This is a genomic window from Gordonibacter faecis, from assembly GCF_030077735.1.
GTDB classification, from domain to species: Bacteria; Actinomycetota; Coriobacteriia; order Coriobacteriales; family Eggerthellaceae; genus Gordonibacter; species Gordonibacter faecis.
Window position 1 is genome coordinate 257047 of record NZ_JASJEU010000003.1, and the last position, 20534, is coordinate 277580.

At 59.5% G+C, this 20534-nt stretch carries 21 protein-coding genes; 14 read left to right on the forward strand and 7 right to left on the reverse strand.

Annotated elements, in window-relative coordinates:
* Positions 1-385 precede the first annotated feature (385 nt).
* The 9 genes from aph(3')-VIIa (at position 386) to QNJ86_RS01455 (ending at position 9567) form a co-directional block, all read left to right on the forward strand.
* Positions 386-1138, forward strand: a complete 753-nt coding sequence (gene aph(3')-VIIa / locus QNJ86_RS01415) for an aminoglycoside O-phosphotransferase APH(3')-VIIa (RefSeq protein ID WP_283830781.1) — start codon at positions 386-388, stop codon at positions 1136-1138.
* Between the two features lie 211 nt (positions 1139-1349).
* On the forward strand, positions 1350-2120 hold the full coding sequence (locus tag QNJ86_RS01420) for a hypothetical protein (protein ID WP_283830783.1): 771 nt from the start codon (positions 1350-1352) through the stop codon (positions 2118-2120).
* A 142-nt stretch (positions 2121-2262) separates the two neighbouring features.
* Positions 2263-3513 (forward strand): leucine-rich repeat protein, encoded by a 1251-nt coding sequence (locus QNJ86_RS01425; RefSeq protein WP_283830784.1) that lies wholly within the window; start codon positions 2263-2265, stop codon positions 3511-3513.
* Between the two features lie 34 nt (positions 3514-3547).
* A complete protein-coding gene (locus tag QNJ86_RS01430) occupies positions 3548-4543 on the forward strand; it encodes a hypothetical protein (RefSeq protein ID WP_283830785.1) in 996 nt (331 codons plus the stop codon).
* Positions 4544-4723: 180 nt separating this feature from the next.
* Positions 4724-5062: a cAMP-binding protein gene (locus QNJ86_RS01435; RefSeq protein ID WP_283830786.1), complete on the forward strand. Its 339-nt coding sequence runs from the start codon at positions 4724-4726 to the stop codon at positions 5060-5062.
* Positions 5059-5337, forward strand: coding sequence for a hypothetical protein (locus QNJ86_RS01440; protein WP_283830787.1), 279 nt, complete (start codon positions 5059-5061; stop codon positions 5335-5337). The genes QNJ86_RS01435 and QNJ86_RS01440 overlap by 4 nt, the downstream gene beginning before the upstream one ends.
* Positions 5338-5952: 615 nt before the next feature.
* Complete coding sequence (locus QNJ86_RS01445; protein ID WP_283830788.1) at positions 5953-6210, forward strand: hypothetical protein; 258 nt, start codon at positions 5953-5955, stop codon at positions 6208-6210.
* A gap of 98 nt (positions 6211-6308) precedes the next feature.
* Positions 6309-7514, forward strand: a complete 1206-nt coding sequence (locus QNJ86_RS01450; protein WP_283830789.1) for a site-specific integrase — start codon at positions 6309-6311, stop codon at positions 7512-7514.
* A gap of 499 nt (positions 7515-8013) precedes the next feature.
* Positions 8014-9567 (forward strand): PucR family transcriptional regulator, encoded by a 1554-nt coding sequence (locus tag QNJ86_RS01455; protein WP_283830790.1) that lies wholly within the window; start codon positions 8014-8016, stop codon positions 9565-9567.
* 29 nt (positions 9568-9596) lie between these two features.
* Here QNJ86_RS01455 and QNJ86_RS01460 read toward each other — a convergent pair whose 3' ends face one another.
* Positions 9597-9986 carry a winged helix-turn-helix transcriptional regulator gene (locus QNJ86_RS01460; RefSeq protein ID WP_283830791.1) on the reverse strand — a complete coding sequence of 130 codons (390 nt, stop codon included), beginning with the start codon at positions 9984-9986 and terminating at the stop codon, positions 9597-9599.
* A gap of 228 nt (positions 9987-10214) precedes the next feature.
* On the opposite strand from QNJ86_RS01460, the gene QNJ86_RS01465 reads away from it, so the two are divergent.
* Together QNJ86_RS01465 and QNJ86_RS01470 are read left to right on the forward strand one after the other, a co-directional pair.
* Positions 10215-10652: an OsmC family protein gene (locus tag QNJ86_RS01465; protein ID WP_283830792.1), complete on the forward strand. Its 438-nt coding sequence runs from the start codon at positions 10215-10217 to the stop codon at positions 10650-10652.
* Between the two features lie 42 nt (positions 10653-10694).
* Complete coding sequence (locus QNJ86_RS01470) at positions 10695-11102, forward strand: pyridoxamine 5'-phosphate oxidase family protein (protein ID WP_283830793.1); 408 nt, start codon at positions 10695-10697, stop codon at positions 11100-11102.
* Here QNJ86_RS01470 and QNJ86_RS01475 read toward each other — a convergent pair.
* Positions 11015-11674, reverse strand: coding sequence for a TetR/AcrR family transcriptional regulator (locus tag QNJ86_RS01475; protein WP_283830794.1), 660 nt, complete (start codon positions 11672-11674; stop codon positions 11015-11017). The genes QNJ86_RS01470 and QNJ86_RS01475 overlap by 88 nt on opposite strands.
* Positions 11675-11778: 104 nt before the next feature.
* On the opposite strand from QNJ86_RS01475, the gene QNJ86_RS01480 reads away from it, so the two are divergent.
* Together QNJ86_RS01480 and QNJ86_RS01485 are read left to right on the forward strand one after the other, a co-directional pair.
* Positions 11779-12558: an EFR1 family ferrodoxin gene (locus QNJ86_RS01480; RefSeq protein ID WP_283830795.1), complete on the forward strand. Its 780-nt coding sequence runs from the start codon at positions 11779-11781 to the stop codon at positions 12556-12558.
* On the forward strand, positions 12555-13331 hold the full coding sequence (locus QNJ86_RS01485) for a nitroreductase family protein (RefSeq protein WP_283830796.1): 777 nt from the start codon (positions 12555-12557) through the stop codon (positions 13329-13331). The genes QNJ86_RS01480 and QNJ86_RS01485 overlap by 4 nt, the downstream gene beginning before the upstream one ends.
* 373 nt (positions 13332-13704) lie before the next feature.
* Here QNJ86_RS01485 and QNJ86_RS01490 read toward each other — a convergent pair whose 3' ends face one another.
* Positions 13705-15390: an AMP-binding protein gene (locus QNJ86_RS01490; protein ID WP_283830797.1), complete on the reverse strand. Its 1686-nt coding sequence runs from the start codon at positions 15388-15390 to the stop codon at positions 13705-13707.
* A gap of 170 nt (positions 15391-15560) precedes the next feature.
* Positions 15561-16133 carry a cupin domain-containing protein gene (locus QNJ86_RS01495; RefSeq protein WP_283830798.1) on the reverse strand — a complete coding sequence of 191 codons (573 nt, stop codon included), beginning with the start codon at positions 16131-16133 and terminating at the stop codon, positions 15561-15563.
* 273 nt (positions 16134-16406) lie between these two features.
* On the opposite strand from QNJ86_RS01495, the gene QNJ86_RS01500 reads away from it, so the two are divergent.
* A complete protein-coding gene (locus QNJ86_RS01500) occupies positions 16407-17663 on the forward strand; it encodes an MFS transporter (protein WP_283830799.1) in 1257 nt (418 codons plus the stop codon).
* A 40-nt stretch (positions 17664-17703) separates the two neighbouring features.
* On the opposite strand, the gene QNJ86_RS01505 is transcribed toward QNJ86_RS01500, so the two are convergent.
* The 3 genes from QNJ86_RS01505 to QNJ86_RS01515 all read right to left on the reverse strand — a co-directional run bounded on the left by QNJ86_RS01505 (position 17704) and on the right by QNJ86_RS01515 (position 20496).
* Entirely contained in the window at positions 17704-18003 is a 300-nt protein-coding gene (locus QNJ86_RS01505) for a ferredoxin family protein (RefSeq protein WP_283830800.1), read from the reverse strand.
* Positions 18000-19301: an FAD-dependent oxidoreductase gene (locus tag QNJ86_RS01510; RefSeq protein ID WP_283830801.1), complete on the reverse strand. Its 1302-nt coding sequence runs from the start codon at positions 19299-19301 to the stop codon at positions 18000-18002. Before QNJ86_RS01510 ends, QNJ86_RS01505 begins: the two co-directional genes overlap by 4 nt.
* Before the next feature lie 313 nt (positions 19302-19614).
* Complete coding sequence (locus tag QNJ86_RS01515; RefSeq protein WP_283830802.1) at positions 19615-20496, reverse strand: electron transfer flavoprotein subunit alpha/FixB family protein; 882 nt, start codon at positions 20494-20496, stop codon at positions 19615-19617.
* Positions 20497-20534: the final 38 nt, after the last annotated feature.

Sequence of the window (20534 nt, forward strand, 5' to 3'; positions counted from 1 at the left end):
GCGAGAGAAAGGTTAGAGCGTATGGGGAGCCAATACGTGATTTTTCAAGGGGTTCTTTTGCATTTCAATACGGTTTTAAAAAAGCAGAGGGGTGTCAACCCCTCTTGGTTGGTCAGCAGCACTGTGCAGGGGAAGTGTCAAGGATGCCGCAAGGCGAAGCCGGTTTCTTGATACTTCGCTACCTGCTGAAAAAGGCAGCCGTTTTCCCCTCGTAGAGCGCACGACTGCCGCAGGCAGTACCACCGCCCGCAAGGTGGGGATCAAGTGCGCCCTTTTAATATAACTACACCGCAGGATCAGGACAACTTGAAACCGATTTTCTTTTCATGCTATAATTTTAGAAGTTTCCATGGATTGATAAATCTGATTTTGCGAGGTAACTAAAGTGAGATATATCGATGAAATTCAAATTCTGGGAAAATGTTCAGAGGGTATGTCTCCGGCAGAAGTATATAAATGCCAGCTTAAAAATACTGTATGCTATCTGAAAAAAATTGACGATATATTTTCAAAAACCACATACAGCGTGAAAAGAGAAGCTGAGATGATGATGTGGTTATCCGATAAACTGAAAGTACCAGATGTAATCGAATACGGAGTACGAGAACATTCAGAATATTTGATCATGAGTGAGTTAAGAGGGAAACACATAGATTGCTTTATTGATCATCCAATAAAATATATTGAGTGCTTGGTAAACGCACTTCATCAGCTACAAGCAATAGATATAAGAAACTGCCCATTTTCATCCAAAATAGATGTTCGATTAAAAGAACTAAAATATCTTTTGGATAACAGAATTGCCGATATTGATGTATCGAATTGGGAAGACACAACAGAATTTGATGATCCAATGACGTTATATCAGTGGCTTTGCGAAAATCAACCTCAAGAAGAACTGTGTCTCTCTCATGGAGATATGAGCGCTAATTTTTTTGTATCTGATGATGGAATATATTTTTATGATTTGGCAAGATGCGGAGTTGCAGACAAATGGTTGGATATAGCATTTTGTGTCAGAGAGATTCGAGAATATTATCCTGATTCTGATTATGAAAAATTCTTTTTTAACATGTTGGGACTTGAACCGGATTATAAAAAAATTAACTATTACATTTTATTAGATGAGATGTTTTAGATTTTATTTCTATCGAAATCAAGTGAAACAGCTTCCTGTTTGTCGGGAAACCAAATAAGGCGAGGCATGACCACCTCCCAATGTGCCATGCCCCATTGCATATGTGTCTCCTTTCCTCTGCCGGCTGTCACGTTGCCACAAATGAGTCGTCAGTCGATGTAATATAGTAGATAGTGTAAACCATCCTTTATACAGTACATCCCAAGAAGATTTGCTATCAGGAGTCGCCACGGCGCACGATTTGATGCACCGCGTGGTGGGGCTGCAGAACCGCATCAACCAGCTGAGCACGCAGTTCGCTGCCAAGACGGAGAAGAAGACCAAGCGTCACCCCGTGCTCTACGCCGTGGCGGGCTTCCTCATCGCGTTCGCGCTCATCACCAGCACGCCGCTCAAGGCCATCACGTACCCGATAACCATCCCGTTCTTCTCGGCAGGCGGCATGGAGCTTCAGGTGATGGTTTGGAACATCGTCAATCTCGTGCTATCCGCCATCATCGGCGCGGTTCTGTACGGGGTCATTTCCAAGTCCGCTGACAAGGGGCGAGAGCGCAAGAACGCCACCATCGACCAGAGCAACGCGCAAGTGGAGGCCAACAACCAAGCGCTCGCGCAGAGTATCGAGCAGACGAAGCAGGAAATCTTCGCCGTGCAGCAGCGCTGGGCTGCGGAAGTCGCGCCGTGGTACCCGATGGACTACGACAACATCGACGCCGTGGACTTCTTCCTTACCGCCGTGCGCAACCACCGCGCGAGCACCGTGCAGGAGATGGTCAACCTCTACGAGACAGAGCGGCATCAGCGCCGTATGGAGCAGGGGCAGCAGCAGATTCTCAACCAGCAGCGCATCGGCAACATGCTGCAGCTAGGCAATCTGTTCATGCAGGGGCAGGTTCTCAGCCAAGCCCAGCAGATAAACGCAAACACCGCAAGCGCCAGCAGCAACCTCGACTGGATTGCCAACGCGATGGGCAAGCGGTAGCGGCCCGCCGTCGAACCCCGCTGCATGGATCATGGCGGTTTTCGCCACGATCCATGCAGCGGGCAGCCTATGTGGAGTAGCCCGTATGGCGGCTGCCACCACTTTCGAGCACCGTATACAGCAAGCGCAAAGGAGCGGAACAATGGATAAAACCGAACGGACGAGAAGAGCGGCGCGTTTTGCGGCGCTGCTCGCGGCATGCGCCCTGCTGCTATTTCTGGCGGCGCGCCCCGCGTACGCCGTGGAGGTGGCGGGCGGCGACGGCTGGTCGCTGGACGATGCGGGCGTGCTCACGCTTTCCGAGGACATAGCCCCGATAAGCGCGGGCGGGGCCTACGAATGGGAGCCGTACGCCGCGCAGGTCAAGGAGGTCATGGTTGCCGAAGGTGTGACCGAGGTGCCCAGCATGGCGTTCACCACGCGAGGCGGCGTGAGCTACGCCAGCCTGCAGAAGGCGACCATGTCCTCCACCGTGAGAACGATTGGCGTGAGTGCGTTCGCCGACAACCCCTCGCTCACCGAGGTGTACTTGAACGACGGCTTGGAGCGCGTGGAAAACGTGGCGTTCGGCGGAGCGGGCTTCGCGGAAATCGAACTGCCCGAGAACGTGACATGGGGTTCGGACGTGTTCATCGACTGCGACAGCCTCGTCTCGGTGACCATCCCCGCGGGCTCTGAATGGGGCGGCGGCAACGCGCAGTTCTACGGCTGCGACAGCCTTGAAACCGTATATATCGAGGAGGGCGTGGCGCAGATTCCCGCCACGTTCCTCAACGGATGCGGCAGCCTCGAATACGTGTGGGTGCCCAAGTCGGTCACCGAGTTCGTAGGCACGCCCATTCTGGGTGGCTGCATCATCGGGTACACGGGCACCGCTGCCGAGGAGTACGCGGACTGGAGGCAGGAAGTCGGCGTTAACGTGGTCGATTTCCACGCCATCGACGGCGACGAGCACACCTACGGAGAATGGCAGACGGTGGCCGAGCCCACGTGCACGGAGAGCGGCGAGCAGATTCGCACCTGCGCAATCTGCGGAGCCGAGCAGTCGCAGGAGCTTGCCGCAACGGGGCACATCTGGGACGGCGGCGTTGTGACGAAGGAGCCCACCGAGAGCGCCGAGGGCGTGAGGACGTACACCTGCGCGGCATGCGGCCAGACTAAGACCGAGCCCATCGCCAAGCTCCCGCAGACGGGCGGGGACAAGCCGCAGGGCGGCGACCGACCCGATGGGTCGGCGGATGCGAACGAGGGCTCCGCTCAGGAAAGCGCGCAGGACGAGCTTCCCCAGACGGGCGACGGCACGTTCGCGCTCATCGGCCTGCCTGCTCTTGCTCTGCTACTTGTTTCGGCGGGTCTGATTCTGGCGGCAAAAAATCGGGCGGAGCGTTCGTAGCCTAAGGCAATACACGAAAAGGAGGGAATCATCCATGAGGCAATACACGAGAAGAAACGTCTTGAAGCTGCTCGGGGTTGGCGCGGTAACCGTGGCTGGCCTCGGGCTGGTCGGGTGCGGCGGCTCGGGCGAGGGTGCGGGCGGTGCAGCCAGCAGTGCGAGCGAGCCCGTGCCCGCATCGCAGGCGTTCGCGCAGGCGGGCGTTTGGATGCAGTACGACGGTGACGAGCAAATCGGGAAGGACGTGGAAATCGAGCGCATCCTCGCGTTCGACGGCAACGGCAACGTGACGGCATACCAATGCGACGGCGTGACCTTCGCCGACCTGAACGGGCTTTCCGACGAGGAGATAATCGAGTTCGCCAAGCAGCAGGACAAGGCGGTGTTCGAGGCCGAGAAGCAGGCGGCAATCGACAGCACTGCCGAAGCCATCGAGGCGTGGCAGCAGTGCTACGACACCCTGAAAGCGGAGGCTGACGCGGGAACCTACGATTCCATGAACAGCTACGGAGCCTACGGCATCGAGGCCGTGCCCGAGGAGGAGCGCGCAGCGGCCATCGAGGAGTTCCAAACCGCACTGGACAACACGAAGAACTCTCTCGATATCGCCAACGAGGGTCAGGCGTTCAACGAGGCGGCTGAGTATCAGGAGCCACAGCCGCAGCCCTACACGCTCGCCCTTGAAACCGACGGCTCGGGCAACGTCGCATCGGGCGAGGAAATCCGCTTCGCGGCACCCCGATTCAGCTTCTACCAGATAGAGGCTGGCGATACGACAGACCTCGAAAGCCCCAAGACGCGCTTCCGCGTGCTGGTGGACTACGGCTGGCACAACGATGCCGAGATTCCCGAGAGCGCCTTTGCGACTTCCGACGAGGCCATCGGGCTGTACTCGCCCAACTACTCGACCACGCAGACGGTTCTCGACACGACCTTTGGCGGGTATTCTGGCCTCGCCACCGTCGTGAACGAGGGGCACGCGGGCTTCACGTGGGACGCGCCCGATGCCGAGGGCATAGAGGTGGATTAGCAAGCCGCCCATCGGGCAACCCCAACATGACCGTACTGGCCGCATCCGCTTTCGGGTGCGGCCTTTTCGTTTTCGTGCTGCGCCCGTCGCGCCCTGATCCCCGATTCCGCAGCAGATCACGTCTTGCGCCGTGAGTATGCCTGCGGCATCGGGGAGGTCGCGCGAAGGGAGGTGCTGAACATGAAAGATAAGGATAAGGACAAATTCAGCATCGAGGAAGAGACGGAGTGGCGTATTCAGGTTCTCAAGCGCACGGCTCGCATCAGCGCGGCGAAGGCCAAGCAGCTCGAGCGCGAGAGGAACGCGATGCGCAGGAAGGAGCCGCTCGAGGACAGGGAGGGGCTCGAGGGCACCTTGAGGTGCATCGACAACGTGATGGAGTGGCGCTTTGTGGACGAGTTCGGGCGCGTGGAGCTCGACGCGGACATGCTCTCCATGCACATCACGGTCAGGGAGCTGCGGTTCATCCGCGCATGCGTCGTGCGCGTCATCGAGGAGCTGGAAGGAGGCGCGCGGTGAGCGACCACGGGATAAAGACGTACGCCGACCTCGCGGAGACCTGCGGCGGCATGGTGCTCGCCAACGAGATGGCCTACCGCCCCATGGAACTGGTGGGCGGCAGCTGGGCGCCTTGGGAGGAAATCTTCCAGTGGTACATCGTGCAAGACCCGAGCTTCCTCATGCACCACACCGACGAGCCGGTGTTCTACGACGGCGAGCTCTGCCTGCACGTATGGGGATTGAAAACCTACGGCACAAGCTGGTCCATCCTGCCCGCCCCCGAGATTCACTAGCCATTCGTACCCCATGGGTGCGGCGAGAAATCGCCGCACCCTATATTTTTTTCGCTCAGCCGCGCGCTAAGCGCAGCTTGCGAAACGTCGTCGCGCAGGGCTTCGCGCCGCGAAAGCGAGCGCCGAATGACCGCACATAAACGAAGGGGAAACGCGCCGCTTTCGCAAACTGCGCGGATTGCGAAAGCTGATCGATGAATCTCAGCGCGGTGGTTCGCCGCCGCTTCGCGGCATAAACGAGGCGAAACCGCCGCTGCCCCCTCCGCTCTACGCTTCGGGGGCAAAAACGGCAAAAGGGCATAAGGGGGGCTGACGCAGCTTGCGCTGCGGTCGGCATAGCCGACAGCCCCCATGCCCACCGCCCGCGTACTTCGTACAAATAAACCCACGGGCATCGAGCGAAGCGAGATGCTGGAATGCGGCAAAACGCGCACGTGAAGGCCTTATGAATCTTGAAAAATCGCATCGACTTTTTTCTCCTCATTTATGAATGGATGCAAACAGAAATGCTCGTTTATCAGGCTTTTCTCGATTTGCGGATACATGGCGACGCAATTAATCTCGGCTCGTAATGAAATTGCGTTGCAAGCAACGCCGAGTGAAAAGGAGGCTCGAATGAACGAACAGCAAGGCACCGAAAATGCGTACGAGAATTCCGCATACGACATGATTGGGAGTTCCATGTTGGTTGTGAGCGAGGAGGATGCAGTGAAGTTTCTCGGAAGAAACGGGCTTCTGCAGCTGATGGTGGACGGAATCAACGGCGTCGGCCCCACGTTCCTCACCTTGAACGGCGACTCCTCACGTCGCTATTACTTCGCGTGCGACCTGCTGTATTGGAACAGAATGCATTGGAGCACGAATCGTCCCTAGGAATCTCGAAAGTCATTCAACGTAGCCCGTACCACTAGCAATTATGCGCCCCGATGCACCAGCGAAGTAGCATCGGGGCGCATCCATAAGGAGAGGAGGTGACAAGAGTGCCCACGAGGAAAGACAGCAAGGGGCGCATCCTTCGCCAAGGAGAGGGGCAGCGCCCGAACGGCCAGTACTATTTCAAGTTCAAAGACGTGAAAGGCAAGACGAAGTACAAGTACTCGTGGACGCTTACCACGCACGACCTCCCTCCCAAGGGCAAAAAGTCGGGGCCGTGCCTCCGCGAAATCGAGAAGCAGGTGCAACGCGATCTGTTTGACCGCGTTGCACCAAGCGGGATGACCGTTCTCGAATTGGTTGAAAAGTACGTCGCGACTAAGACGGCGGTGCGCCCGACTACGCGCGCGGGCTATAAGACGGTTATGAACTTTCTTGCCAGGGACGAGTTCGGAAGCAGGAAAATCGGCGATATAACGACGCTCGACGCGAAGAATTGGCTCATCTATCTTCAAGACGAGCTCGGGAAAAGCTACAGTGCGATTCACTGCATTCGAGGAGTACTTCGCCCAGCTTTCCAGCTTGCGGAGGAAGACGACCTCATCAGGCGCAACCCGTTCAACTTCGAGCTCGCCACCGTGCTTGTCAACGACTCCATTGCGCGCGAGGCCTTGTCACCACAGGACGAGCGCAGGTTCCTCGATTTCATCAAGGGAGATAAGCATTACTCGCGATATTACGAAGCGTTCTACATCCTCTTCAACACGGGGCTGCGCATCTCGGAGTTCTGCGGCCTCACAAAATCTGACCTCGATTTCGAAAACGGAAGCATCCGCGTCAGCAAGCAGCTGCAGAGGGGCAGCGATATGAGGTACTACATCGAACGCCCCAAAACGAAAAGCGGCGAGCGATACGTACCCATGTCCGAGGAAGTCAAGAAATGCTTCAAGGCAATCCTTCAAAAGCGTGCCAACCCACCCGCCGAGCCCGTCGTTGACGGGGTGAGCGGATTCCTGCTTCTGGACAAAAACGGCATGCCGAAGGTTGCGATGCATTGGGAAAAGTACTTCCAACTCTCTCTCCGTAAGCACAATAGCATCTACAAGAAGGAGCTTCCCAAGATTACCCCGCATGTCTGCCGACACACGTTCTGCTCCAAGATGGCTCGAAAGGGGATGGACCCCGCGAAGCTCAAGTACATCATGGGGCACTCAGACATTAGCGTGACATACAACACGTACACCCACCTTGGATTCGAGGACGTGAGGGGCGACATGCTCCGCATGACGGATGGTGCCGCGTAAGCTAAAGTGTACGAAGTTGTAAATCCGCGAGGTTTACAACCGAATTTACAACTTTTGCGGCGGAAAATATCCGCTCATACACGAGCCGATTCGGGATTTCGCGACTGGGTGATGGCATACGAACAACGTTCATCACCTGCGGAAACCCTGATATTTGAGAGGAAATCCAAGGATGCATAGAATCATGTTTGTATGCCACGCTGATACGTCTCGATGCTTCATGATGGTGGAAAATGACGGCGCACAGTCTACGCAGCCCGGTAACCGCCGTCATCGTTCGCTTGCCCAAAAAACCACCGATTCGCTTTGTGCATTTTGTACAATCATAAACATCATCGCTGATAGAACGCGTAAAAGTAGAGGTACAGAAAACGCCGCGTTGCCGATTTGTTGCCGAAGGTGCCGCCGCTTACCCGCCTGAGCGTGCGCTCGCCCGCAGGAAGCGCGCATCAATTGCGCGCACGGCTTACGAGGGCCTTTGCCGCCAAAAGGAGTTGTCATGCTGTTCAACCTGGACCTGGTGTCCGCCGAACTGGCCAATTTGCACCCTCTTGAGCGCTTTGTGCACAATGCCACGCTCGATCTCGACCGCGTTGAGATATTTGGCCCCAAGAGTTTCCCACGCGCAACAAGCCTTTTCATTATTGAGTATGACGAATTTATCGCACTGAACGCCGCTGTGTTTGAGGCCGGTGGGGCCTTCCTTGTGCGCAGCGCGAGCGCCTCCTGTGACACGCGGGGCCTTCCCGCCCTACTTCTTCCCGATGCGCCCGACCTGCCAGATGCGCGCGACTTGCTGACGCGTTTGTTGGAGTATCGCATGCGGCTTGACACCTGGTCGGAGGCCGTGCTTTCCACCATGGCGCGTGATGCGCCGCTGCAAGAGGTGTTCGACATGGTGGCCACCATGTTCGCAAACCCGCTCATGCTGTCGGATTCGGCACTGTACTTCGTGCTAACGGCCGGGCGGCTGCCAGATGATTTCCGCGACCCGTTTTGGTCCCCGGCCATTGAGACGGGCGTGTGCCCCACCGAGGTGTACTTCGATACGTGGATGCGCAGCGCGGAGAACGCGTTCAGCAGCGAGCGCGCGTATATAGTGAGCGACGCGGAAACGGGCGGGCGCACCTATTTAGTGCGCAACCTTTTGGTGGAGGGCGAATATCACGGCTGCATTGAGCTAGTGGATGTGAACGCGCCACTGGGTCCTGCTGATCTGGCGCTGGCCGATTACGTGGGCGACTTGCTGGCGCTCATTTTGCCGCGGCGTGCCTACCCTCAGATTGCGAACTCGGCGCTGGGCCCGTTTCAGGAACTTCTGGCCGGCAATGCAGTGCGACCGCACGTGTTGGAATATGGTCTGGCTGAGCTGGGATGGAGCGTAGGAGATCCGCATTACGCGGTGTGCTTTTCGGGCGCGGAGGGGGCGGGTGAGCTGGGGCCGCATCTGCAAGCCGAGCGGCGCATCGCCGAGCTGTACCCGCATGCCCAGTTTGTCGAAGACAACGGCGCACACCTCATGATTGCGCGCGACGTTGACTATCCGCTAACAGAGTTTCGTGCAGGGTTGTTGCCTGGTGGGCCGGAAGGGCTGCGCTTTATCGCCGGGTTCTCGTCGCTGTCGGATGACTTCTCGCGCCTGCGCACCACCGCCGACCAGGCCGCTTTCGCCTACGAACAGATAAAACCCTACGAGACCGACCGCTATTTGGCCACGGCCATGGGCTTCTACGACGACTGCTGGTTCGAAGATGCGCGGCGTCGACTGACCGACGAAGGCGGCGATGTGGTGTGGCTGCTTGACCCCGCCGCCGTCGCCCTGGCGCGGGCCGATGAGCGCGACGGCACCGCACACGTGTCTACCGCGCTCGCCTACCTCGAACACGGCTGCAACGCCACACGCACCGCCGAAGCGCTGTTCATCCACCGCAACACCCTGGCGTATCGCCTGAAGCGCATCAAGGCCATTTCAGGCCTTGACCTGGAAAACCTCGGCACAAGTAACGTGGATGTGCTGCGCGTCCACCTCTCCTGCAAGCTGCTTGCGGGCTAGAGCACCTCTGCGGGCGTATCGCAAGCGACCTATTCCGCACTGCCGCCCCGATAGTCGCAGCGTTGACAGCGAGTGGGCGCGGCGTCGTCACAGGTGCGGTGATACTGGCCGGCCCAGTGGCAGATATGCTGGAGCACGGGAATGGTGGAAGCGCCTTTTTCGGTGAGCATATATTCCACGCGCGGTGGAATTTCCTCGTACTGGCGTCGCGCCACCATGCCGCTATGCGCCAAATCCTTCAGCGCGCTTGCGAGCGCGGCGTCGCTCACGTCGGCCATCTCGTCGCGCAGCGCGCTGTAGCGCAAGGGGCCATCCGACAGCACGCAAAGGATGCGCGACTTCCACTTGCCGCCGAACACATCAAGCCCGTACTCCAACGGGCACCGGATATCTTTCTCTAGTTTGCGCTGATAGGCCATGTTTTCACTCCCCTTCCCCGCGAGGTTGCACCACCTGGCCGCACTCCCTGCAATGGCACAACAGCCACCTTCTCCACCTTAGCGCGCTTTCTTGTCTTCGTGAAGTTACTCAAAACATTTTTAGTGGCTCAACATTTTGCGGACGACTTCTCTCGCGCGGGTAGCCGCCGTATCCTTGGCCTATCTTGAAACAAGGCCGCCACACGGCGGCAAGGAAAGGAGCACACCATGCTTGAAACATCGAAGGTATCCGTGGTGAGCACGGGAACTGCATTGCAGGCGAAAGCCGAAAGCCGCGGCTTCACCATCACGTTTGACGAGCCTGTCGAGTCGGGCGGCGGAAACACTGGCATGAACCCCGTCGAGGGGCTGCTCTGTGCGCTCGGCGGCTGCCAGACCATCGCCACCATGATATTCGCCCAGATGAAAGGCGTGGAACTTTCCGGCGTGAGCGTGGACGTGGAAGGCGATCTCGACCCCGACGGCTTCATGGGGAAGGCCCCCGACGTGCGCAACGGCCTGCAAGAGGTGCGCGTTACGCTGCGTTTGTCGGGCTCCGACAAGGAACAGCTGCGCGAACTTGCCGCCCTGGCCGAAGAGCGCTGCCCTGTTGGTGACTGTCTGAAGAATCCCGTACCCCTGCGCACGGAAATCGTCGTAGACTAAGGTCAGAGCGGACGGAGGGCCCGCCAAAGGAAAGGGGACATCATGGCTCATATGTCGCAAGAATGCCAGGACATGATCAACAACGCCTACGCCGCCGCGTTCTCCACGTGCGCTGACGGGGTGCCAAACGTGGTGCCGGTAAGCATGAAGCAGGCGATGGACGCCGAGACGGTAATGGTATCTGACCAGTACCTGAATAAGTCGCTGGCGAATCTGCAGGCGAACCCCTACGTTGCGCTGTCGGTCTGGGATGATGAGGGCGGCTTTCAGGTGAAGGGCACCGTCACGTATGAAAACGAGGGGCCGCGCTACGAGCAGGTGGCCGCGCAAGTGCAGGCCATCCTGAGTTCAATGGGGTACGACTATACGAGCAAGGGCGTGTGCTTCATCCACGTGGAAGAGGTGTACTCCGTCACACCGGGCGCGCACGCGGGCGAGCGTTTGGCATAGAGCTGCACGCGGGGTAGCGCGTTGGGCGGTCGCAAGGCGCTTTCGCGTGACGTGCTTCCGGCGGCGATGCGGAGGAATTCGTCGGCCATGGCTTCGGGGGTTTCTTGCATGCCGGATTCGAGCCAGCACACTAACATGTTGTAGAACGCGCCGGCAAAGTAGTACAGCTCGTAGCGTTTGATGGAGCGCGCGGGCATATCACCTGCTTCGGCAATTTTGCACTCGGTGAGCACATCGAGCAGTGTGGTGGCGGCATGCGCGCGGTGAAACGCGAGCACGATGGGGGCATGCTCGCGATAGAAGCGGAACTGGTAGAGCACGGCTTCGCGACTGCGGGGAGCGGCATCGGCCGGCATGCCCTCGTGGTAGAGGCGCGCCATGCGCTGGATGCCGTAGTCGACGATGTCCTCCACCGACGTGAAGTTGCGGTAGAACGACGCGCGTGCCACCCCGGAGCGCGCCACCAGTTCGGTCACCTTCACTTGCGAGAGATCCTTTTCCTGCGCCAGTTCCAACAGCGCATCAAGAAGGCGGTCTTTGACCTGCTGGTTCGCCACTTTTCTCCTATCCATGATACAGAAGCGCTCCCTTTGTCTCACGTCGATGGGTTCAGGTGCTCACGCCCCTATGATACAGTATGTCTCACATTGACGAACGGAAGTATCGAAGGAGCGCCATGATTCTCTACTTTAGCGGTACCGGCAATAGTCAGCGGGCAGCGGTGCAGATGGCCGAGCAGCTGGGCGATGAACTGGTGTCCATCAACCGGCAGATCAAAGACGGGACGGCGGGCACCTTTACCTCCGAGCGGCCGTGGGTGTTCGTGATGCCCACGTATTCGTGGCGCGTGCCGCGGCTGGTGGAAGAGTGGATGGAGAAGGCGCGCTTCGAGGGTTCGCGCGAGGCGTACTTCGTGCTCACCTGCGGCGGAAGCGTGGGCAACGCGGCGCCGTATGCCGCGGGGCTGTGCGGGCGGATAGGGCTCACGTTTCGCGGGCTTGCGGGCGTGGCTATGCCGGAGAACTACCTGGCCCTGGGGCCAACGCCGAGCGAGGAAGAGTGCCGTGCCCTTATGGAAGCGGCGCGCCCCCGCATCGCGCGCCTGGCTGAAATGGTGAGCGCGGGCAAACGCTTCCCCGCCGAGCCGGCCACTATGGTAGGGAAACTGGAAAGCGGCCCGGTGAACCCGCTCTTCTACCGATTCTACGTGCACGACAAGGGCTTCACTGTGTCGGACGCGTGCATCTCGTGCGGGCGCTGTGCCGCGCGCTGCCCGCTGAACAACATCCGCTACGAAGGCGGACGCCCCGTATGGCAGGGGTCGTGTACTCACTGCATGGCGTGTATCGGCGGTTGCCCCACCTCGGCCATCGAGTATAAGAAGGTGTCGCAGGGCCGCCACCGCCACTACGTGATGGACGACGCGCTGTGCTGGGGAAACGAGGCTGCTCAATGAAGCGCACGCACGAAGTGCTGATTGACGCGGAGGCGTGTATCGGGTGCGGGCTTTGCAAGCGCGACTGCCCCATGAACAACCTTGTGGTAGAAGAGCGCGTCGCGCACGTGGTGTCGCAGCAGTGCATCATGTGCGGACACTGCGTGGCCATCTGCCCGAAGGGTGCCGTGTCGATGACCGGGTTTGACGAAGAGCCTATGGAGCTACACGGACCGGTGAGGGTGGATGCCGACACGCTGGCGCTGGCGCTCAAGGCGCGCCGCAGCGTGCGACAGTTCGCTGCGCGCCCCGTGGACGCGGGCGTGATTGACCGCATTGTGGAAGCCGGGCGCGTGACCCCCACTGGCGGCAACGCCCAAGACGTGGAATTTGTCGTGCTGCGCGACGCGCTACCCGAGGTTGAGCGCGTGGCCGTGCGCCTGTTCAGGAGGCTGTTCCCCTTTGTGAAGCGCTTCAATGCATCGGTGGCGCGCGTGGAGATTGACGAGCACTTCTTCTTCAAAGGCGCGCCCGTGGCTCTTGCCGTGGTGGCGAAAGACACCGTGGATGCTTCGCTTGCCGCCGCCAACATGGCACTCATGGCCGAGACGTGCGGCCTCGGTGTCCTCTACAGCGGCTTCTTCGCCACCGCCACGCGCTTCTCCCCCAGCCTGCGCCGCATGCTCGGCCTGCACCGGGGCCAGCACGTCGTAGCCACCCTCGTGCTAGGCCACCCCGCCGTCCGCTACCACCGCACCGCCCCCAAAGAACCCGCCAGCGTGAGGATGTTGTAATAAGTGTGACGCGCTATCGCGCTAGCTAATACGCCACGAGGTTACCCGTCATCCCTTACCTTACGACGCGGGTCGACTGACTAGTAGGCGAGGTCTTGCAAGAAGCATAACCTCCGTAGGGGTGCACTCCAGTGCACCCGTTCGTGCGAAGCGCGAAAACGCAGGTCAGGGTTGAATTCTCCGCCTGACGGCGGAGAGGGCGCTTCGTGAAGCGCCCCTACAGAGATAACCTTTTTAGTGAGGTTTATGATACATGGAAGAGCCCTCGTCATAGTGATAGGGAGGGCGACCATCTTGTGGTGTATTCGGTAGCGCGTAAGCGCGTCACATTTTTACAAAGCAGGAGGGGGCTGTTGTTGCAGCCCCCTCCTTGTTACTTCCCTGCTTTCACCAGTTCTTCGGCCATTTCGCGCAGCTTGAACTTTTGGACCTTCATCGACGGGGTCATGGGGAAGTCGTCCACGAAGAACACGCGTTTGGGCACCTTGTAGCGAGCGATGCGGGGGATGGCGAAGGCGCGGACGTCCTCTTCGGTCATGTCTTCGTAGCCGGGGCGCACGCGGATGAAGGCACCCACTATCTCCCCAAGACGTGCATCGGGAATGCCTACCACCTGGGCGTCGAGCACACCGGGCATGGTGAGCAGGAAGTTCTCCACCTCAAGCGGGTAGATGTTCTCGCCGCCGCGGATGATCATGTCCTTGATCCGGCCCGTCACGCGGTAGTAGCCGTCCTCGTCCACCGTGCCCAGGTCGCCGGAGTGCAGGTAGCCGTCCGCGTCGATGGCGCGCGCCGTCTCCTCGGGCATCTTGTAGTAGCCCTTCATCACGTTGTAGCCCTTGCAGCACAGCTCGCCCGGCTCACCCACGCCACAGATGTGGCCGTCGGTGGGGTCAATCACGCGCACGTCAACCGGCGGATGCTTGCGGCCAACCGTTTCGCACTTGTGCTCGATGTCGTCGTCGGCGCTTGTCTGTGTGAACACGGGGCTCGTTTCGGTGAGGCCGTAGCAGATGGTGATTTCCTTCATGTACATCTTGTCCATGACCTCGCGCATTGTCTCCGGCGGACACGGGCTGCCAGCCATGATGCCTGTGCGCAGGCTGGTGAGGTCGAACGTGTCGAAGTCGGGGTGATTAAGCTCGGCGATGAACATGGTGGGCACGCCGTAGACGGCAGTCGCACGCTCCTTATGGATGGCTTGCAGCACAAGACCCGCGTCGAAGTCTTCCACGATGATCATGGTGGAGCGGTGCGTGAGGTTCGCCATCACGCCGAGCACGCACCCAAAGCAGTGGAAGAACGGTACCGGCAGGGTCACGCGATCGTCCGGGCCCAGCTTCTGACCTTCGCCAATGTAGAAGCCGTTGTTCAGGATGTTGCGGTGCGTGAGCATGACGCCCTTCGGGAAGCCCGTGGTGCCGGAGGTGTACTGCATCATAACCACGTCGTTGTTGTCGAACTGCGCGGCGGCGTCCGCAAGCGCGCTTTCCGGCACGTGCTGTCCCAACAGGATGAGTTCGGGCACGCTGTAGCAGCCGCGGTGCTTCTCCGGCCCCATGTAGATGATGTGCTTGAGGAAGGGGTACGTCTCCGAATTCAGGTAGCCGCGCGGCTGGGTGAGCGTTTCGGGCACAAGGTCGCGAATGATTTGCAGGTAGTCCACGTCGCGGTAGGCGTCGATGACGCAGAGGGCCTTCATGTCGGACTGCTTCAGCACGTAGTCCAGCTCGTGGCTCTTGTAGATGGGGTTCACCGTGACCATGACCACGCCTATTTTGGCCGTGGCATACATGAACGTGAGCCAGTCGGGAATGTTGCGCGCCCACACGCCCAGATGATCGCCCGGTTTGAAACCGATGGCGATAAGGCCGCGCGCCAGGTTGTCCGTACGCTCGTCGAAGTCCTTGTAGGTCCAACGCAGCATGCGGTCGGGGTACACCACGAACTCATGATCAGGGTCAAGAGCCACCTGCTGCTTGAAGTACGCCCCAATGGTAAGCTCCGAATGCAACGGATAATCGGGCGAACCGGGGATGGGAGCGGGGGTATCGGTCATAGGATCACTTCTTTCAAACTCGCAGGTCAGGCAAAGTCAGCGAGGGTGGCTGCAGTGCCCAAGATTCGTGGGATCGCGGAAGCGAAGCGTACTTCGGTACGTGAGCTTCCGGGATCGCGCGAAGATTGGGTGCTGCAGCCAGCCGCAGCGTCGAGTCTATACTCCGATCGTCAGATCGGAGTATAGACCACAGCCAGGAATTTCGCGTTTTGGCCGTCGTGAGCGCGGACTTGATGGGGGACGATGCAGTCGTAGTAGATGCTTTCGCCGGGATGGAGCACGTAGGTTTCCTGGCCGTACTCAATCTCGATGGCGCCTTCCATGCCAAAGAGCCACTCTTCGCCCTCGTGGCCCACCAGTTCGTGATCCATCTCGCCGGACGGCGTGACGGTGATGATGAACGGATCCATGTGGCGCGACGGACGGCCGGCAGCCAGGCTGAAGTAGCTGAGGTCGCCGCCCGAAGTGGTCTCCAAGCTGGTGGTACGCTCAACCTCAGCCATTTGTGCGGCGTCGATGTAGGACGGACCCAAGTCCTCGTCGTCATCCATGAGCGTGCCCAGGCGCACCCCGAGCGCACGCGTGATCTTGATGAGCGGCGCGAGCGAAGCGGGCACCTCCCCCGCCTCAAGACCCTCAATGAGTTCCAGGTCAAGCCCACAACGGCTGGCCAAGTCCTGGCTCGACAGATGGTGCGCCTCGCGCAATGTAACAATTTTCTTCCCCAGGCGATTCTCTTCCATGAGCGCTCCCCTCGTCGGCGTTTTCGTATGGCTGCTATTATCGCGCTTTTCGAGGCCATGCGCGCTCTGAAACGGCGTTTGATGGCGGAAAGACGGCGGAGGGGGGCGAAGGTGGAGCCGCACGGGGCCTGCACGTGGCGCACGCAACACGCGCCACCCCTCCCCTTTCTCAATTTGAAACACGCGCACGCACGGTGCGATGCAGCCGGCGGGCGGTGCTATACTGCTGCGCGGCCCGTGATCTGGGGTCACAACGCTTGAGAAGGGGAACTTGTGCAACTCACGCATCCGCAAAAGCATTTGGGGCCGCATTCGTTTTTCGTGTGCGCGCTGTCCATTAACCTGCTGCTTATCCTGTCCATCGACATGTACGTGCCGGCGCTGCCCAGCATGCAGCGCGCGTTTGGCGTGTCGGCGGCGTACTTGAACCTCACGGTGTTTGTGTTCTTCGTGTTCTGCGCCGTGGGAGTGGTGTTAGCGGGGCCCATCAGCGACCGCTTCGGGCGACGGCCCGTACTCGTGGCAGGATGTGGGTTGTTCGCTGCGTCATCGGTGTTGTGCGCCATCGCGCCCACCGTGGAATTGCTGGTGGCGTTTCGCATCGGGCAGGCGCTGGGTTATGGCGCGGTGTCAACCATTGAGACGGCCATGATCAAAGATGCCTACGAAGGCCCCGACCTGCAAATTGCCATGACCAGCTTGCAATCGCTCATCATTATTGGACCTGCAGTTGCGCCGTTTTTAGGAACGCTACTCTTGAGCTTGGCCGAGTGGCGCGGCATCTTCGAATTCTTGGCCGTGTGCGGTGTGCTGGGCTTTGTGCTGTCGCTGCTGATTTCCGAGACACACCCGCACGAAGACGGTGCCGAGCGACCCGGCGTGCTGGCGTCGCTTCGCACGATGGTAAGCGACGTGCGCACGCTCGGCCGCAGCCGCTCATTTATGGCACTTGCTCTGTTCATGGGCATAGCAGGCATGCCCTACTTCGCGTTCATCGCCGTGGTGTCGTACGTGCTGCTGGATTTCTTCGCCGTGTCGTATTTGGAATACAGCTGCATCTACGCTGCCGCATGCCTCGTGACTATTGCGGCGCCCTATGTGTATGTGGCGCTGTCGAAGCGCTTTTCCGTGCGCACTATTTTGAAACTGTGCGTTGGCCTGACCGCAGCGTCCTTTGTGCTGCTGGCCGCGTTCGGCATGATTTCGCCCGTGCTGTTTCTGCTGGCGTTTGTACCCTACGCGCTTGCCGAGGGCATCGTGCGCCCCATGGCCTTCGTCGTGCTGCTTGACCAGCCGCCCAACCGCGTGGGAGCCGCGTCGTCGTTTTCAAACTTCTCGTACAGCATTCTGACCTCGGTAGCCACAGTGCTTGCCACCCTCGAATGGCCAAACTTCGTCGTAGGCATCGTCGCCCTCACCGGCGCAGCCGCCGCCATCATGCTCGGTTTGTACTGGTGGGGCCTACGGAAACGGGAGCAGACGCAAGAAGACGCCTCGCACACAGACAAGGCGCCTTCCGAAATCAAATAATTACGTCGGCCTCCCGAACCTGGAAGGCCGACGGAACCTATTAGCCGAAGCGGTATTCTACGCCCATGGTGGGTTGGGGGTTTTCCCACTTTTTGACGATGGTGTCGCCGCAGGCGATGCGGCAGGTGCCGCATTCGAGGCAGCCGGCGTAGTCGAAGGACTTCGCGCCGTTTTCGTCAATCTTGTAGAGCGCCGCTGGACACACGCGCACGAGTTTCAGAAACTCTTCGGTGTCGGGGTCTTCCACTAACTCGATGTGAGCGTTCTCCTCGTCCACCTCGTACTTATCAAGGGCGAGAAACTCATCAACATTGACCGTGATTTCTTTAACCGTACTCACAGCGACTTCACCGCCTTCCGCACTTCTCCCGCAAGTTTGAAGAGCCCGCGCTTCTTCACGATAGGCATCATGCGCTTCATGAGAGGCTGCTGAGGCGCGCCGTCTACTGAGAACATGGCATTGAATATCTCTTTCACCATAACGGGGTAGTCGGTGAACATGCTCGACCAGCTCTCCATGGTGTGGGGCCAGCGGCGGAACGTCTCAAGGTCTTTGATGACGAAGGAGTTCTCCATGGCGCTCTTGTAGGAGGCAAGGCCAGCGGCTGAGGTGTCACCAGCGTCGATAGCCGCAACCGCTGCCTCGCCAGCCATCTGGCCAGAAGCAACGGCGAAGTCCATGCCGCGCACCTGATAGCCCATGTTCATGCAAAGGCCCGCCGTCTCACCGGCCACGAGGCAGCCGTCGAACACATAGGTGGGTACCATGTCATAGCCACCCTCGGGCACCATGTGTCCGGAGTGCTCCACCAGCTTCGCCCCGCGGATGATGGGCGCCACCGCCGGGTGATTCTTGAAGTCCTCAAGCATCTGATACACCGGGGTCTCGTTCGCACCATCGGCCGCAAGCGAGATGGTAGCCACCAGGCCGAGCGAAATGGAGTCCTTGTTCGTGTAGAGGAACCCGCCGCCGACATTGCCATGCGTACAGTCGCCCACGAAGAGCATAGCCGCACCTTCGCCCTCAGGCACGAGGAACCGGTCTTCAATCTGGGAGGCCGGCAACTCATACACCTGCTTGATACCAACCGCCATCTGCGACGGCTTGGGACGCGGATTGCCAAGGCACTTCTCGGCGAGCACCGTGTTGCACCCTTCAGCGAGGATAACCACCTGAGCGGTAATTTCATCCTCACCCGCACGCACACCGTACACCTTGCCAGATTCGTCTTTCAGTAGCTCTTCCACCGCGATGCCGCAGATGTATTCAGCACCCGCCTCTTCGGCCTTCTCCGCCAGCCACTGGTCGAAGGGACCGCGCAGTACCGAGTAGGAGTCCTTCCCTTCCTCGGCAAGCTCCGGCGAGGTGAAGTCGATAGCCATCTGCGCCGCGGGATCCATGAACGCCATGCGCTCATGCGTGATCTTACGCTCAAGGGGTGCTTCCTCTTCAAAGTTCGGGAACACCTTCTTCAGCGAGTGGGAATAGATACGCCCGCCGGTCATGTTCTTAGCGCCCGCAAAGTTGCCGCGCTCCACCACCAGAACAGACTTACCAGCGCTCGCTGCCACATAAGCAGCCACCGCTCCTGCACACCCCGATCCCACCACGATGATGTCGAAATCAGTTTCAGACATCTTGGGTTTTCCTTTCTCCTTGCAGTGATACTCTCTTCGCCATTCTGAGCCTGCGAGTTTTCACGCTAACGCCGCACGGGATCCTTCGGCTACGGCCTAACGGCCTCCGCTCAGGATGACAAAATGCACCGCTTTGCGACCACCGAATGTTCAGGGCAACAAAGCAGCAACATCGTCAATCGAGGGGAGATTCCCGGCGTGCCCACCAAGCGAGTTTCCCTAAAGGGACTAGCTTCGCGTCGCCGCAGCGAAGCGAGGACTGTCTGAGCGACTGGGCATGCCGGGAGTCTCCCCGGACAGGTTGATCCAGGTCCTACAGAGCCGCCACCACAGCCGGCAGCACGTCCTTCACGTCACCCACCAGACCGTAGTCACACTGCTTAAACACCGGCGCGTTCTTATCCTTATTGATGGCGAACAGAGTGCCCGCGCGGTTGCAACCAACCATGTGCTGCATCTGACCAGAAATGCCAGCCGCCACATACACCTTCGGCGACAGCATGAGCCCGGACACGCCCACGTAAAGCTCGGTCGGCAGCCAGTTCACACCCTCCGTAAGCGGACGCGAGCACGCAAGGCCGCCACCCAGCTTGTCGGCGAGCGCACGAGCCAGGTCAAGGTCAGCTTCCTCGGTGAAACCACGGCCGGCTGCCACCACAGCGTCAGCCTTGAACAAATCCACGCCACTCTTCTCGATGGGCTTGGACGCAAGCAGCTTCACCGGGTTGGCCGGAGCCACCCAGGCCACCTCTTCCACAGCGTTCGCGCCCGAGGCCTCAGCACCCTCGAACGCGCCAGCGGACACGGTGTAGAAAGCCACGTCACCCGCAGGCTTTTGCACGCGCTCGGCCACGCCGCCGAAGTAGAGGCTCTTCGCACCGCCCTCGAAGGACATGACGTCGGTGATGACCGAGGCGCCCGCGTGTGCGGCCAGCTTGCCGGCGATGGTCTTCATGTGGCGCGTGGGCTCAACCAGAACCACGCCCGGATGCTCGGCGTCGAACACGGCAATTACGGTGTCGGCTGCGTCGTCAAGGACGGCACCCTCGGGAACGGCGATGCGGGCAATCTTGTCGGCAACGGCCTCGGGGGCCTCGCCGAAGGAAACGAGCACAACCTCGTCGGCCATGGTGCGCGCACCGGCGGCGAGCTCCCGCGCGGCGTCCTGACGCTCAGCAATAACAAGTGCTTTCATGGGTATCAACTCTCCCTTTCTGTATGCGACGGATGGAT

Coding starts and splice junctions, on each gene's coding strand:
- QNJ86_RS01425 (WP_283830784.1), top strand. CDS start 2,263: ATGGATAAAACCGAACGGACGAGAAGAGCGGCGCGTTTTGCGGCGCTG.
- QNJ86_RS01430 (WP_283830785.1), top strand. CDS start 3,548: ATGAGGCAATACACGAGAAGAAACGTCTTGAAGCTGCTCGGGGTTGGC.
- QNJ86_RS01435 (WP_283830786.1), top strand. CDS start 4,724: ATGAAAGATAAGGATAAGGACAAATTCAGCATCGAGGAAGAGACGGAG.
- QNJ86_RS01445 (WP_283830788.1), top strand. CDS start 5,953: ATGAACGAACAGCAAGGCACCGAAAATGCGTACGAGAATTCCGCATAC.
- QNJ86_RS01455 (WP_283830790.1), top strand. CDS start 8,014: ATGCTGTTCAACCTGGACCTGGTGTCCGCCGAACTGGCCAATTTGCAC.
- QNJ86_RS01460 (WP_283830791.1), bottom strand. CDS start 9,986: ATGGCCTATCAGCGCAAACTAGAGAAAGATATCCGGTGCCCGTTGGAG.
- QNJ86_RS01465 (WP_283830792.1), top strand. CDS start 10,215: ATGCTTGAAACATCGAAGGTATCCGTGGTGAGCACGGGAACTGCATTG.
- QNJ86_RS01470 (WP_283830793.1), top strand. CDS start 10,695: ATGGCTCATATGTCGCAAGAATGCCAGGACATGATCAACAACGCCTAC.
- QNJ86_RS01475 (WP_283830794.1), bottom strand. CDS start 11,674: ATGGATAGGAGAAAAGTGGCGAACCAGCAGGTCAAAGACCGCCTTCTT.
- QNJ86_RS01480 (WP_283830795.1), top strand. CDS start 11,779: ATGATTCTCTACTTTAGCGGTACCGGCAATAGTCAGCGGGCAGCGGTG.
- QNJ86_RS01485 (WP_283830796.1), top strand. CDS start 12,555: ATGAAGCGCACGCACGAAGTGCTGATTGACGCGGAGGCGTGTATCGGG.
- QNJ86_RS01490 (WP_283830797.1), bottom strand. CDS start 15,390: ATGACCGATACCCCCGCTCCCATCCCCGGTTCGCCCGATTATCCGTTG.
- QNJ86_RS01495 (WP_283830798.1), bottom strand. CDS start 16,133: ATGGAAGAGAATCGCCTGGGGAAGAAAATTGTTACATTGCGCGAGGCG.
- QNJ86_RS01510 (WP_283830801.1), bottom strand. CDS start 19,301: ATGTCTGAAACTGATTTCGACATCATCGTGGTGGGATCGGGGTGTGCA.
- QNJ86_RS01515 (WP_283830802.1), bottom strand. CDS start 20,496: ATGAAAGCACTTGTTATTGCTGAGCGTCAGGACGCCGCGCGGGAGCTC.